The following is a 14,974-nucleotide window of genomic DNA, read 5'->3' as shown; positions in this document are numbered from 1 at the left end:
AGTATAAAGAACGACGTTAATGCGTCGTTTTTTTATGCGTTATCATCCACTTAAACAGCATAATAGCGCTAGCAGTCGCTAAGCATTATATGATAAAATACAGCCCAGCTATTTTTATCACATCGTATTTTTACGTTCAAATGATAGCTCAATTTTTTAAACCAACCAATGACACACACATCATGGCAAAAAATTGCTGGGTGTTTGGCGACTTGATTAATTTGCAAAAAGTTAGTGCTGCCACAATAAGCATTAACCGTTAGCAGATGCGTGTCGCTAGATAGGCAGTTTTTGTGATGTGGAGGCATAACCCAACCAATAGGAATTTCACATGTCTACAAAGAATCCAACCAAAATCGAAATGCGCGACTTACTACAAGCCGGCGCTCACTTTGGTCACCAAACACGTTTTTGGAATCCAAAAATGGGACCATACATCTTTGGTGCCCGTAACAAGATTCACATCATTAACTTAGAGCACACAGTAAAAGCGTTTAACGAAGCATTGACTTACGTTAACGGCTTAGCTGCTAAGAAAAACAAAGTATTGTTCGTAGGTACTAAACGCGCAGCAAGCGGTATCATCGCTGAGCAAGCAGCACGCGCTGGCATGCCATACGTTGACCATCGCTGGTTAGGTGGTATGTTGACTAACTGGAAAACACTTCGCCAGTCAATCAACCGTCTAAAAGAGCTAGAAAAGCAAGCAGAAGACGGTACTTTCGCCAAGCTTACTAAGCGTGAAGCGTTAGAGCGTACTCGCGATATGGAAAAACTTGAGCGTTCACTAGGCGGTATTAAAGATATGGGCGGCCTACCTGACGCAATCTTCGTTGTAGACGTAGATCATGAAGCGATTGCTATCAAAGAAGCTAAAAATCTAGGTATCCCAGTTATCGGTATCGTTGATACTAACTCTAGCCCAGATAACGTTGATTACATCATCCCAGCAAACGATGATGCTATCCGTGCTGTGACCTTGTATGTGACTTCTATGGCTGATGCGATTATCGCTGGTAAAGAATACGCACAGACTCAAGCGGGCGGCAAAGCTGAGCAAGAAGCACCTGCTACTGAGGAAGCACCAGTTGAAGCCAAAGCAGAAGAAGCGGCGACTCCAGCAGAATAATTGGCTGACCAAAAAGGTTTAACTTTGTAAGGATAGCTTGATAGTCACACTATCTGCATCCATATAACGTTATTAACAGCGTATAAGCTCACACGTATAAGCTCACACGTATAAGCTCACACGTATAAGCTCACAATAGGCATGATGTAGTTTTACTCGTCATGCCTTATTGTTGATGGAACACTCGTTAATAAGCGAGTATTATCGCTTATAGTTGACCTAGTGATGCACAATATCTGTCATTACAATGATGTCTGTTATCACGATCAACCATGAGTGCGTCCATTACTATAAGAGCGATATAGTACCAATAGATAGCAAAGATATATCTCATAGAAATTAAGCACTCCCATACATAATAAAAGGTAACTCTTATGTCAGAAGTAAAAGTATCTGCCAAAATGGTAAAAGAATTGCGTGACCGTACTGGTCTTGGCATGATGGAATGTAAAAAAGCGTTAGAAGAGTCAAACGGCGATGTAGAAACTGCCATTGATAACCTACGTAAATCTGGTCAAGCCAAAGCAGCTAAAAAAGCGGGTAACATTGCCGCTGATGGCGCTATCATCATCGCTCAAGGCGACAACAAAGCATTCTTGTTAGAAGTAAACTGCCAAACTGACTTCGTTGCAAAAGACGAAAACTTTACGGCATTTGCAGAAGCAGTAGCGAACATTGCATTAGAAAACAATGTGACTGACGTAGCTGCTATCGCTGAATTGCCATATGGCAATGGTCAGACTGTTGAAGAAGCTCGTGTATCTTTGGTACAAAAAATCGGCGAAAATATCCAAGTACGCCGCGTTGAAGTATTAGAAGGTAGCAACCTTGCTTCATACCGTCATGGTCTACGTATCGGTGTTGTGGTATCTTTTGAAGGCGGCAACGCAGATACTGGCAAAAACCTTGCCATGCATATCGCTGCGTTTAACCCAGTTGCGGTTGATGACGAAAGTGTAGATGCTGATTTATTAGCACGCGAAAAAGACATCATCGAAGCAAAAGCTCGTGAGTCTGGCAAGCCTGATAACATCGTTGAAAAAATGATCGAAGGTGGCCTACGTAAGTACCTAGAAGAAGTGACTTTACTACGTCAGCCATATGTTATGGACAACGAGAAAAAAGTTGGTGATGTACTAAAAGCTGAAGGCGTAAAAGTACTTGCTTTCAAACGTCTAGAAGTTGGTGAAGGCATCGAGAAAAAGCAAGAAGATTTCGCTGCTGAAGTTGCTGCAACACAAGCACTGGCTAACAAGTAATTTTTAAATTTTGCTAAGAAGAATGGTGAGTGCTAAGCTTTTTGGTTTGGCACTCACCGATCAGCTTTATTGTTAATCTTGTATCGAACTCAAAAAAATATGACAAGATAGATTATGAATGAATAGATAAAATCTCTTAGCACAAAAAAGCCCGTTAATTATATTAACGGGCTTTTTTACGTTTGGATTCAACGGTTCATGTAGTCTTCATTTTAGCGTAGCGCATCATATGCTGAATTGGCATAGCTGGCACTATTGCTATTACTGCTGGTACCATAGCTGACGTTTTGTAAGCCGCTACTGAGACTAGGATTGGCGATTTGATTACTAGCGTTCATGGTACTGCCTGATAGCCCTGAGTCGTTTTTATACAAGCTATGGTAACGGCTCATGACATTTTTGACATAGTTACGGGTTTCCTTAAAAGGCGGGATGCCGTTATATTTATCAACGTTACCTTCACCCGCATTGTAGCCCGCAACCGCAAATTCTACGTTGTTATTAAAACGCTTCATCAGCCATGCAATATATTTAGCAGAGCCTTCGATATTATCTGCAGGATTCCAAGGATTGCTAACTTTGAAGCGTCGCGCAGTCGCAGGCATTAGCTGCATCAAACCTTGTGCACCGACAGGTGAGCGTGCATTCGGGTTAAAGGCGGATTCGCTATGCATCATTGCTTTTATGAGCCCAGGATCTACGCCGTGACGCTGAGCTGAGGCGCGAATATAACTGTCGTATGAGTTGCGGCTTCCGCTACTGCTGGCAGAGCTACTACCATAGCTATCGCCACTGCCATCATACATTTTGGATTTTTTATAATGGGTAACTTTGACTGTTTTAGTAAACTTATTAAAGTTACCACTAGGTTCACTGCGATTGGTAAGTAGTATCTGACCGTCGTTACTTTTTTTAATATACATACTCTCCGCGTGAGCAGTAACAGAAAAGGCAAGTGAGCTAGTAATGACAGTTAATAGAAGAGGAGACAAGCAGCGAGTCACTAAGGTTGTAACATTTATCATAGGGTTATCACTTTTCATCGAGTAATAGCAAATTGCTTTGCCTATAGGCGCGTCGTTCTGCGCATTTAAGCGGTTATCGTGCTGGTAGGATTTTATCGCTGTAAACGATATAGCACCCTAGCAAAAACCACGTCTAACTAGAAACCACTCGCATTGGATACAAAAAATAATAGTTGCTTACTATAACATATAATAACTTTTCGACGCATACGATTATCAGTACAAAGTATAAAAGTCATTTTTAATTTGTAAAAAAATCAACACACTACCGTTTTTGAGTACGTTGATTGAGTATTGGCTTTATTATTTTTAGGCGTATGTGGTACGTGAATATTCTGGCTGTGGCAATGAATGAATCATGAGAAATAAAAGCTGTTCAAAGCACTGAAAACTGCTTTGAACAGGGTTATATAGAAAGTGCACTGATAAAAATAGGCACCCAAACGGCGGTGACCAGCCCGTTTACTGCCAATCCAAATGCCGCATAACGCCCAGCAGTGTGGCTAATTTGCCATGCTTCGACGGTACCAAAAGCATGTGCTGCCAACCCAAGTGCTAAGCCCTTGGCACGGTCATCATCGATACCGCGAAATAAAAAGCGCGCCAAAGTACCACCGATAAGCCCTGAGACAATAATAATTAAGTTAGCCATGGCAAGTGGTGCTTTAATTAAATCTGCGACACTCAGACCGATTGGTGTGGTCACTGAACGCGTTGCAAAAGCGAGTATGGTGTCGTGACTTAATGAAAATAAATAAGCCAATGACATCGGTAGCAATGCACCAACCACACTTGCAAGGATAACTATGAGAGTAAGCTTTTTGACTGGCAGACCTTTAAAGTTCATTGCTGCTAATGGTACTGCCAATAATACGGTGACATATCCCAATAGGTGATCAAACACAGGCTTGGCAACATCGTAATAATCGTTGTAATCCCATTGTAGGATAAACAAAAATAAGAGAACCAGCGCCAACGCCGTAATCACCATCGGCAGCCATGAGAGCTTACGTGCCAGTACACGAGCAGTCACATGAGCGATTAGCGTTAATAATATCGCCGCAAAGGTTGCCACAAACACGTTATCAAAAATCATTGCATTTCCTTGTTCATGCAGCTCATAGCTGTCCTTTGTGCTCTTCAACGGTGGTGCTATCGATGCTAACATCGTGATTGAGCGAACGGTTGGCAAGTATGGCAAGTCCCCAAAGCGGTATGAGTGTGCTAATAATCATCGTCAGCATAACGCCCCAAAGCTCATCACCTAAAGCAAATAGCAGTAAGCCTGCACCTGCAGACACGGGCAAAAAAGCAAAACCGCTATCCACCAATAAAGTGTTACTGGCTTGGGTGAGCCAACTGGGCAACCCTTTAAGTAGTCGCCATGCCATCAAAATAAAGAACATGGCGACCAATCCAACGATGTTGGCAGCCTTTTCTATTCCTGCTAATTGACAGATGATAACGGCTGATTCACGAACCACGATGACCATCGTGAGTGTCAGGACTAAGGCAAGCCATAGCGGCAAATGGGCGGAATGAGTAGATTTCATAAGAAATACTGGCCGATTTAGAAATAGATAGGATAGGAGCAACAAAATAGGTAACCGCACTCTAATAAGTGTGTTCTATCTATCAATGATATTAATATTGGTTGAACCTATAGTCGATGATTATATAGAGAGTAGGCAAACTAATAAAGCTTATAGCATATCGTCAGTGCGATTATAAATAGCAACAGCGTTAAGCTCGCTTACTATAATGAGTGTATCATTTGAGCTCGAATGCCTTGTGCTCACTTTGAACGACATCGACTCTGGTAGCGCGTTTTCGTGATCGGGTAACCTATAAAGTTTAATGCTATGTGCCAAAAAAAAGGATGATATCAATGGATATCATCCTTTTGTCTTTTATAAAGCTATTTTACAGATTCAGTCATTTATATCTTTGAGTAAGGAGTTTCCGCTTCTACTGCTAATTCCTCTGACTTAGCGGCTTCAGAATTCATCGCATCAAACTCATCAAACGCTTTTTCCTCTGCTTCGGTCATCGTCGGCTCTTCAACCTCATCAGGTTTTTCGAAGTCTTCAAGTACTGGCATCAATAATGTGGCTTGTGCTAATGGCAGTACATCTAAAGGCTCTAAATTGGCCTGACCCAGTAGCTGTCTTAGCGTATCGCTTGGCAAGCGAATTGTTAAGCACTCATGACCACTGTCATCGTAGCTCTCTTCCTGAATAACACCCAGCTCATATAAGGCGTTTTTTAACTGACCTGCATGATAAGGTAAAGTCAACTCAAAGGTGGTGAGTGTACCAGTCAGTAGCTGCTGGACGGCTAACGACAACTCTTCCATACCTAGATTTTCTCTAGAAGAAACATAGACACGATTGGGTTGTCCTTCGCTAGCATAACCAATATGTGCAGGCTCATCTGTCAAATCAATCTTGTTGTAAACATTGAGCACTGGTACATTATTGTCAATCTCTGCTAATACGTCTTTGACCGCTTGAATTTGCTCATGCATATCTTCACTAGAAGAATCGATAACGTGTAGCAATAAATCTGCTTCCAAGGTTTCTTCTAATGTCGCATGAAAGGATTCGACCAACTCATGCGGCAGATGACGGACAAAACCTACCGTATCGACTAAAACAACACGACCAACACCCTGCCAGTCTAAACGGCGTAGAGTGGGATCAAGCGTGGCAAATAGTTTATCCGCTGCATAGATATTCTCGTCGACCAAGCGGTTAAATAGCGTAGATTTTCCCGCATTGGTATAACCGACAAGCGAAATCGTCGGCACATCTGATTTTTGGCGACGGGCTCGACCTTGCGCACGTGTCTGTCTGACTTTCTCGATTCTACTTTTAAGCTGATTCACGCGCACTTGCAGCAAGCGACGATCGGTCTCAAGCTGGGTTTCGCCGGGTCCACGTAGACCAATACCGCCTTTTTGACGCTCCAAATGCGTCCAACCTCGTACCAAACGCGTCGATAAATGGTTGAGCTGCGCCAGCTCTACTTGTAGCTTGCCTTCATAAGTACGGGCACGCTGCGCGAAAATGTCCAATATCAAACCCGTACGATCCAGTACGCGACATTTGACCAAGGCTTCAATATTACGCTCTTGTGATGGCGATAAGCTATGGTTAAATAAGACGATATCCGCATCATGTTCGCGTACCAATTCTGCTATTTCTTCTGCTTTACCGCTACCAACGAAGTATCTGGCATCGGGTCTTTGGCGTGAGCCTGTGACTAAAGCCAAACGATCAGCCCCTGCTGAGTCTGCTAACAGCTCAAATTCACCTAGATCATCAGGATCTTGAATTTGACGGATGTCTAAATGTACTATAATGGCGCGCTCGCCACCTTCGTGTCTTTCAAAATAATCCAAAGAGTATCACCTATTTAATAAAGTAAATATATCGCTATTATCCATTCAGTAAACGTCGATATAGCGTTCATATGACCATATATATGTGGTCTCATCACTTAATATTAAAGCGTTCTAGCACAATTAACGATAGTTTTATGTTACAGCGTAAATGAAAGCCATAGGCAAATCAGTGAACGCAGCAGAACTGGTTGAATAAAAAGCAACTCAGTGAACAAATCGTCACTGACTGAATAAATTTTGTTATACTCATGGCGCTTGTTTACGATATATAATCATAAGTTTTTAATCACGAGGGACACAGATGAGCCAATCTAAGTCAGGCTTCTCACTCAGACAACAGTTGGGGCGCGGCAAACAAATTGCTGGCATGACCACCACTATCGCTGGTGGATTGCGCGCCGCCCAACGTATTGGGGCATTTAAGCAGCCACCACGCGAAAAGTTGCCACGCTATATTCAAGCCTTTTGCCGCAAAATGGCAGGCTCTTTTGGCGTCAAGGTTGTGGCAGTCGAGCGGGTAGAGCAGCACCACGGATTATGGGTATCCAATCATGTGTCATGGATGGATATCCCTGTGGTGGGTACACTGAGTCCTGCTTTTTTCTTATCCAAAGCCGAAATCGGTGAATGGCCTGTATTTGGTAAGCTGGCTCATGCAGCAGGCACGGTATTTATCGAGCGTGGTTCCGGTGATGCAGGGTCGGTCGCTGCACAAATTGCCAGCTTTTTGACCAAAGGTTTCTCAGTCATATTCTTCCCTGAGGCGACCACCACCGATGGTAAGAAAATCAAGCGTATTCATGGCACGTTGCTACAAGCTGCCATAGATGCTGACGTGCCCGTACGCCCGCTGGTAATTGCTTACGTCAATAAAGACGGTACGTTAAGTGAAGAGTTGCCTTACTATGGCAAGCTTACGATGAAAGAGAGCATAAAAAAGGTACTCGATACTAAAGATGTGACCGCCTATGTATTGCCACTTGAGCCAATAGATCCTAAAGGGTTGAGCAAAAGTGAATTGACGGACTTGTTACAAGCCCGTATGCAAGAAGGTTTGGCCGAATTACATTCGCGAGTCTTAACGAAAGTCGCTAAAATATAAAGCGGTGACAGCTTAATAGTTGCGAATATTTAACACGCTCTAATAAAAAGGCGCAAATCGCAGTTATAAACTGAGCGATTTGCGCCTTTTTTGTTTACTAAATACTCAAACATTAATTTGTAAATGCTTTACCTATATCAAACTAAGGTGATGGATTGGGATGCTGTGTATGCACCGCTTCAATCGCTTCTAATACTTCTGAGCTTAAAGTTAAATGGATACTATCGATGTTGGATTTTAGCTGCTCGATCGTAGTAGCGCCAATAATGTTACTGGTAACAAATGAGCGTGAGTTAACGAAAGCCAATGCCATCTGTGCCATATCTAAACCTGCATCCGCTGCAATTTCGGCGTATTGAGCAGTGGCTGATAGCGCTTGTTCATTGGTATAGCGCGCAAAGCGATCATACATCGTCAGACGTGCACCAGTTGGGCGTTTGCCATCGAGATATTTACCAGATAAGACACCAAAGCCAAGCGGTGAATAAGCCAATAGACCTACATTTTCACGGTGCGTAATCTCGGCCATAGCGACTTCATATAAGCGATTTAGCAAACTATAAGGATTTTGCACCGTGATAGGAGCGATCAAACCATTTTTATCCGCCTCCCATAGATAGCGCATCAGTCCCCAAGCGGTATCGTTCGATAGTCCATAAGCGCGAATACGCCCTTTTTTAATCTCATCATTTAACGCTTGAATGGTCTCTAGAAATGGCGTCAAATCATCTAGTGGTTGCGATGCCATCTCTTCGGTATAGCCGCGCTGACTAAAAAAGTTCGCCTGACGTTCGGGCCAATGGAGCTGATAAATATCAATATAATCGGTCTGCAAACGCTGAAGATTGCCATCGATGGCGCTGCTAATATGTTCGGCATTAAAACGCGTTTGCCCATCACGCAAAAAATCCATCGGCGATATTTTGCTAGCAAGGATAACTTTATCGCGCTGTTTGGTTTTATTAAACCATGTGCCCATGAAGCGTTCAGTATCGCCTTGCTTGTCTTTATCTGGCGGCGATGGATACATTTCCGCCGTATCCCAAAAATTCACCCCTTCGCTTAGCGCCATGTCCATTTGTTCATGTGCTTGCGTCTCGGTATTTTGCTGTCCCCATGTCATCGTGCCTAAACAAATCTTAGAAACTTTTTCATTGAGTTGTGGCAACATTTGATATTGCATATGAATGTCCTTTGTAAATGTATTTTTATAGCTGACAGTTTTTTAAGCGATTACATGAGCTTTATACCAGTGACACCAGGCGGGGTAACCTTAAAGATTTTTACTTTAAATAACAGGGATTGTCCGGCAAGGGGATGGTTAAAATCCACTTCGACTTGATCGTCATCGAGTGCACTAATCGTACCAGGCAGCGTGTTTTTGCCTTTGTCTTCGAATTCTACCATCATGCCGATTTCTGGATTATCAGCGATTAACGCAAACTGAGTACGGCTGAAATGTTGGATGTTGTCAGGATTCCAATCGCCAAATGCCTGCTCCGGCTCAAGGTGGGCAGAGCGCGTGTCACCTGCGCGCAGGTTCATTAATACCTGCTCAAAGCCAGGTAACAAACTTTCATCACCGATGGTGAGCGTCACAGGCGCATCACGGCTAAAGGTAGAGTCAATCATCGTACCGTTCTCTAGTGATACTTCAAAGTGCAGCTTTACAAGGCTGCCAAAAGTGATACGGGTGTCTTCATTGGGAGTGATAAATTGTGAGTCGGTCATAGTCAACAGCCATTTATTACGGGATTAGGAATTGGTTTGGCAAATAATATAAGAAATGATAAGCCATCTTGGAGAGTATGTAAGCGTAAATAGTGTAACGCAAATAGTGTAATATATTTGGCAATTCTAAGAGCAGGCAGGGGTTTTTATGGTAAATAAGCAACAAGGTCACATTAAAAAGTGGCAAGACGACAAAGGCTTTGGTTTTATCGAAACACAGAATGGTGATTCAATATTCTTCCATATCAATGAGTTTAAAGCGCGTCGTCGCCCTGAGGTCGGTGAGCCCGTTGTTTTTACGTTTGGGCAAGACCATCAAGGGCGTATGCAAGCAAAAGATGTACAAGAGCTGAGCTTTGTGCAGCAAAAAATGGCACAAAAGAATCAGAAAATCCGTCAGCGTAATCAAAAACGTAGTATGCAAGCAGACTTTGAAGCGGGACAAAAGAAACGTTTGTTCCTTGGTGTGGGCTTTTATGGCGTATTAATCTTGTTGGCTGCTATGAACAAGCTCAGCTGGCTGGTCGTGGGTTGGTATGTGGCCTTGGGTCTCATTACTTATATGATGTATGCCAAAGATAAAGCCGCTGCTCAGAATAATGATTGGCGCACACCTGAATCAACCTTGCATCTGCTAAGTGCGCTGGGCGGTTGGGTGGGCGCGATGGTTGCGCAAACGTATTTACGCCACAAGTCGCAAAAGCCTGAATTTCGAGTGGCGTATTATTTGACTGTTCTCATCAATATGGCGGGGTTATTGTTTATATTGACAGGAGGAAGCTTGAAATTTTTGCAAGGATTACTTGATTCTTTGGTATAAAAGCACTTGTTTATTTATCATAGTGAGCGGTGTAGCTTTGATTTTTAATGCTTAGGTCTAAAATAAACGGCTGATGAAACATCAAAGTTTTATATCTTGAGTGGCTGGTTGCCGTGCATTGGTACTTTGTGCGAGTATGACGAATCGTACGCAATGAGCACGATTTTTCAGAATAAACCTTAAATGGATTTAATTAATAATAAAAGGCGAACGCAAGTGATTACTTTATACAAATACACCCATCCAAGTCGCGCTGAAACGGTCATTTGGGCATTGCAGGAGCTGGGCTTAGAGTATGAGACCAAAGAAATAGATGGCAAAAAAAGGGAGCAGCGAAGTCCTGAGTTTTTAGCCGTTAACCCCTTTGGTAAAATCCCTACCATCACACATGAAGGCAAACACTTTACTGAGTCGTTGGCTATTATTGAATATCTCAATGAGTTACACCCTGACAAACCTTTGACACCAAACACAGCAGATGAGAACTTCGCTGAAAAAAACTATAAACTTCGCCAAGTGATTTCATTTGGCATGATCGAGATTGAGAGTTATCTATGGATACTCACCAAAATCAAGGTATTAGACAATTATGAAAACTGGTCTGAGGGCACCGCTAACAACTGCATGAAGTGTATCCAAAAAGCCCTACCGATTGCTTATGCTTGGGTAGATGAGCATGAGTATATAGCGGGGGACAGCTTTACGTTGGCAGACATTTATTATCAGCATTTGTTTTCATGGTTAAAAATGCTGGGTGTTGAGTTGCCTGAGCAGGTTCAAGATTATCTTGGAAAATTATCGAAGCGTGAGAAGTTTCCTAAGAGATAATCAATCATGACTTTCAGCTTTTAAGAGTGGCGTATAGGCGCAATACTCTATACCAATAGTCTTTATCAGAAAAAATGATGAATAAAAAAGGTGGGTTACGACTGAGTAGTCCACCTTTTTTATTTATTTATTTATAAATTGAATTAATATTTCTAGCTGTAGACGGTTACGACCGTGGCATTTCACGCTTTTTTTCTAAAAACAGCATGTCAATGACAATCAACGCCACACCGATACTAATGCCCATATCCGCAATATTAAAGATAGGGTAATGCCAGACATCAGCGTTGTGTACATGGATAAAGTCGATGACGTGACCATGCAGCAAGCGGTCAATGAGATTGCCAACCGCACCGCCGAGCACTAGTGCTAGACCTGTCGATAGTAGCTTGGCTTGGCGCGGGGCTTTTATTAGGTAGCCAATTAAGAACAATGACATCAACAACGCCAATCCTGAAAAAAACCACTTCTGCCAACCACCAGCATCTGCCAAAAAGCTAAATGCCGCGCCATAGTTGTATGCCAATGTCCAATTCAGAAAAGACTCAATCACAGGCACTGGCTCATGAAAAGTCAGCTTAGTTTCAGCCAGCCACTTCGTCCATTGATCGATAATTAGCACGACCAACGATAGGAGATACCACGTAAACGCACGACGGCCATTCGCAATCATTTTTGGCGTCTTATTCAGACGACTTTTCGGTGTCGTTGAGCTGCCTGTAGTTGCATGAGCTGGCTCAGGTGATTTATCGACTTCACTATATGGCGGCTTGTTGTCTGATGATTCTGTTGAGTTAGGCGTATGGTTAGGCATAGTGGCGCACCTCACCATCACCGCTGACGTTAGTCACGCAGCGTGCGCATAGTTCTGGATGTGCACTATCGGTACCGATATCATCACGGATATGCCAGCAGCGTACGCACTTGGTGCCAGTTGCGGCGCTCACCTTGACCACTAAGTCTACTGATTCATCCGTGCTGGCGTCAGTTTGCTCATCTGTGTTTGTTTTATCGGCAGGAGCGTCGCTCATTGGTTTCAAAGTTGCGCTACTAGTGATTAGTACAAAGCGCAGCTCTTCGCCCAGCTTGGCCAAGCTTTCATGCATTGCACCGTCAGCATATAGATTAACATCGGCAGACAAGTTAGCGTTGATGATTTTTTCACCACGTGCGGTCTCGATATGTTTATTGACCATATCCTTTGCCAACATGATACGTTGCCAGTCATCGTTGCTGATCGCACTTAGCTCAAATTCTGGAAATTTGTACCATTCTTCAGTAAATACATAACTGTCAGCGCCATGCAATACTTCCCACGCTTCTTGTGCCGTGAATGACAAAATCGGCGTAATCCAGCGAATGAGTGCCTGAACGATATGGTAAATCGCCGTTTGCGCAGAGCGACGCGGTTGTCCATCAGTCTGAGTCGTATACTGACGATCTTTGATAATATCTAAATAGAAACTGCCCAAATCTTGCGAACAGAACGCAGTAATATGCTGGGTGACTTGGTGAAAATCCATCGCATCATAAGCACTGATGATTTGTGCTTGCACGGTTTGCGCGCGCTCAATGATGAATTTATCAAGGCTGACCAGCTCATTGATATCGACGCTGTTGGTCGCTGGATCAAAGTCATCGGTATTGGCAAGTAAGAAACGCAGGGTATTACGGATACGGCGATACATATCGATTGCGCCTTTAAAGACCGTTTTACCCGCGCTCATCTCATAACGATAGTCGCTTGATGCAATCCACAAACGCAGCATGTCCGCGCCTGTTTTATTGATCTCTTCCTGCGGCGTGATGATATTGCCGAGTGATTTACTCATCTTGCGACCGTTTTCATCAACCACAAAACCATGCGTCAGTACTTGCTTAAATGGTGGGCGCTCATACATGGCTTCTGACGTCAGTAGTGATGTCTGGAACCAGCCACGATGTTGGTCTGAGCCTTCTAGATAGATGTCTACTGGATTGGTCAATTCATCACGCTGCTCAAGTACTGCAAAATGCGTCGTGCCTGAATCAAACCAAACGTCTAAGGTATCGGTTGCTTTATCATAATCAGCCGCTTCGCTGCCTAAGAAGTCTTCACAGCTGGCATCAAACCAAGCTTCCACACCGCCTGCATCGATTTTTTGTGCAGCGACTTCCATCAGCTCAAGCGTGTTTGGATGCAGCTCGCCTGTTTCTTTATGGGTAAAGAAAGTAATCGGCACGCCCCATGTACGCTGACGTGAGATACACCAATCTGGGCGACCCGTCATCATGGCTTCGATACGGTTTTGTCCCCATGCTGGTGTCCAATTGACCGTTGGAATATCTGCAAGGGCACGCTCACGCAGACCTTGTGTTTCCATATTGATAAACCACTGCGGCGTCGCACGGAAAATAATCGGCGACTTATGACGCCAGCAATGCGGATAGCTGTGCTCAATCTTGGTATGGCTGATTAGATGTCCATTGTCATGCAGTGCAGCGATGATTTTTGGATTGGCTTTATAAATGTGCTCGCCTGCAAATACTGCAGCACTGTCTAGGTAGACGCCCGTTCCACTGACTGGATTTTCAACGGGTAAGTTATATTTCAGACCCACGATATAATCGTCAAGACCGTGACCAGGTGCTGTATGGACGAGGCCAGTACCACTATCAGTGGTCACGTGATCGCCTAGGATTAATGGCACTTGACGGTCTGCAATCAGTGGATGCTGAGCGCGTAAACCTTCAAGCTCGCGCCCAGATACGGTCGCTAGCACGCCTTGATTGCTAAGTTTGAGTTCCGTTAATGCTGTTTCAACCAAATCCGCGGCTAGTAGCAAATTACCTTTTTCAGTCGCCACCACACTATAGTTGTGTTCAGGATGTACAGAGATGGCTTGGTTAGCAGGTAGCGTCCAAGGGGTCGTCGTCCAAATAACAGCGGCGATATTGCCTGCTACGTCAGCCACCGAGGCAACCTTATCGGTATCCAAAACATCAAAGCTCACGTAGATAGCATCTGAAACTTTATCTTGGTATTCAACTTCGGCCTCAGCCAGCGCAGAGCTACAGTCCAAGCACCAGTTGACTGGCTTCATACCGCGAGTCACATGACCATTGTCATAAATTTTGGCCAATGCGCGCACGATGTTGGCTTCTTGATGGAAGTTCATCGTTAGATAAGGGTTGTCCCAATCGCCAAATACGCCTAGACGCTTAAAATCTGCCTTTTGCAATTCAATCTGGGTGCTCGCATACTCGCGGCATAGACCGCGGAACTCAGTCGCCGATACTTTTTGACCGACCTTGCCGACTTTGGCTTCGACCTTTTGCTCGATAGGCAGACCATGACAGTCCCAACCGGGGACATAAGGCGCATCAAAACCTGATAGCGTTTTTGACTTGACGATAATGTCTTTGAGTACTTTATTAACCGCGTGACCCAAGTGAATCTGACCGTTGGCGTAAGGAGGGCCATCGTGCAAAATGTACTTGGTCGCCCCAGCACGTGCCTGACGAATTTTGCCGTACACATCATCCGCTTCCCAAGCAGCAAGCCAATCTGGCTCACGCTTGGCAAGGTTGGCACGCATCGCAAATGGCGTATCGGCAAGGTTTAGCGTGTCTTTATAATCTTGGCTTGGCGTATCAGTACTTTTATCAGTCATAGAAGGTGTCTTTTTAGAAAA

Annotated in this window: 13 protein-coding genes; 5 read left to right on the top strand and 8 right to left on the bottom strand. The window is 43.9% G+C overall.

Going from position 1 to position 14,974, the window contains the following annotated elements; all coding sequences use genetic code 11:
- Positions 1-331: 331 nt before the first annotated feature.
- Both rpsB and tsf read left to right on the top strand, forming a co-directional pair.
- On the top strand, positions 332-1,129 hold the full coding sequence (rpsB, locus tag JMX82_RS05360; RefSeq protein WP_045443642.1) for a 30S ribosomal protein S2: 798 nt from the start codon (positions 332-334) through the stop codon (positions 1,127-1,129).
- 374 nt (positions 1,130-1,503) lie between these two features.
- On the top strand, positions 1,504-2,388 hold the full coding sequence (gene tsf, locus JMX82_RS05355; protein WP_045443645.1) for a translation elongation factor Ts: 885 nt from the start codon (positions 1,504-1,506) through the stop codon (positions 2,386-2,388).
- 212 nt (positions 2,389-2,600) lie between these two features.
- On the opposite strand, the gene JMX82_RS05350 is transcribed toward tsf, so the two are convergent.
- From JMX82_RS05350 to hflX, 4 genes are all read right to left on the bottom strand, one after another.
- The gene (locus JMX82_RS05350; protein ID WP_045453808.1) at positions 2,601-3,413 is read right to left on the bottom strand and encodes a lytic transglycosylase domain-containing protein; all 813 of its coding nucleotides are present in this window, start codon (positions 3,411-3,413) and stop codon (positions 2,601-2,603) included.
- A gap of 406 nt (positions 3,414-3,819) precedes the next feature.
- Positions 3,820-4,509 (bottom strand): LrgB family protein, encoded by a 690-nt coding sequence (locus JMX82_RS05345; RefSeq protein ID WP_201539772.1) that lies wholly within the window; start codon positions 4,507-4,509, stop codon positions 3,820-3,822.
- Positions 4,510-4,531: 22 nt separating this feature from the next.
- Positions 4,532-4,966, bottom strand: a complete 435-nt coding sequence (locus JMX82_RS05340; protein WP_045443651.1) for a hypothetical protein — start codon at positions 4,964-4,966, stop codon at positions 4,532-4,534.
- Between the two features lie 386 nt (positions 4,967-5,352).
- Positions 5,353-6,816, bottom strand: a complete 1,464-nt coding sequence (hflX, locus tag JMX82_RS05335) for a ribosome rescue GTPase HflX (RefSeq protein ID WP_201539771.1) — start codon at positions 6,814-6,816, stop codon at positions 5,353-5,355.
- Positions 6,817-7,120: 304 nt separating this feature from the next.
- Between hflX and JMX82_RS05330 the strand changes: the two genes are divergently transcribed.
- Positions 7,121-7,921: a lysophospholipid acyltransferase family protein gene (locus JMX82_RS05330; protein ID WP_201539770.1), complete on the top strand. Its 801-nt coding sequence runs from the start codon at positions 7,121-7,123 to the stop codon at positions 7,919-7,921.
- Positions 7,922-8,063: 142 nt separating this feature from the next.
- On the opposite strand, the gene JMX82_RS05325 is transcribed toward JMX82_RS05330, so the two are convergent.
- Positions 8,064-9,104, bottom strand: a complete 1,041-nt coding sequence (locus tag JMX82_RS05325; RefSeq protein WP_201539769.1) for an aldo/keto reductase — start codon at positions 9,102-9,104, stop codon at positions 8,064-8,066.
- Positions 9,105-9,154: 50 nt separating this feature from the next.
- A complete protein-coding gene (locus JMX82_RS05320; protein WP_109591020.1) occupies positions 9,155-9,652 on the bottom strand; it encodes an FKBP-type peptidyl-prolyl cis-trans isomerase in 498 nt (165 codons plus the stop codon).
- A gap of 148 nt (positions 9,653-9,800) precedes the next feature.
- Between JMX82_RS05320 and JMX82_RS05315 the strand changes: the two genes are divergently transcribed.
- Together JMX82_RS05315 and JMX82_RS05310 are read left to right on the top strand one after the other, a co-directional pair.
- Positions 9,801-10,472 carry a DUF1294 domain-containing protein gene (locus JMX82_RS05315; protein WP_201539768.1) on the top strand — a complete coding sequence of 224 codons (672 nt, stop codon included), beginning with the start codon at positions 9,801-9,803 and terminating at the stop codon, positions 10,470-10,472.
- A gap of 216 nt (positions 10,473-10,688) precedes the next feature.
- Entirely contained in the window at positions 10,689-11,300 is a 612-nt protein-coding gene (locus tag JMX82_RS05310) for a glutathione S-transferase family protein (protein ID WP_201539767.1), read from the top strand.
- A 166-nt stretch (positions 11,301-11,466) separates the two neighbouring features.
- Here JMX82_RS05310 and lspA read toward each other — a convergent pair whose 3' ends face one another.
- Positions 11,467-12,114: a signal peptidase II gene (gene lspA / locus JMX82_RS05305; protein ID WP_201539766.1), complete on the bottom strand. Its 648-nt coding sequence runs from the start codon at positions 12,112-12,114 to the stop codon at positions 11,467-11,469.
- Positions 12,107-14,953 carry an isoleucine--tRNA ligase gene (gene ileS / locus JMX82_RS05300; RefSeq protein WP_201539765.1) on the bottom strand — a complete coding sequence of 949 codons (2,847 nt, stop codon included), beginning with the start codon at positions 14,951-14,953 and terminating at the stop codon, positions 12,107-12,109. Before ileS ends, lspA begins: the two co-directional genes overlap by 8 nt.
- Positions 14,954-14,974 lie beyond the last annotated feature (21 nt).

This window comes from Psychrobacter sp. 1044 (assembly GCF_904846525.1).
GTDB lineage: Bacteria > Pseudomonadota > Gammaproteobacteria > Pseudomonadales > Moraxellaceae > Psychrobacter.
The sequence above is the reverse complement of the archived record's forward strand: the minus strand, read 5'-3'. Positions and strand labels throughout refer to the sequence as shown.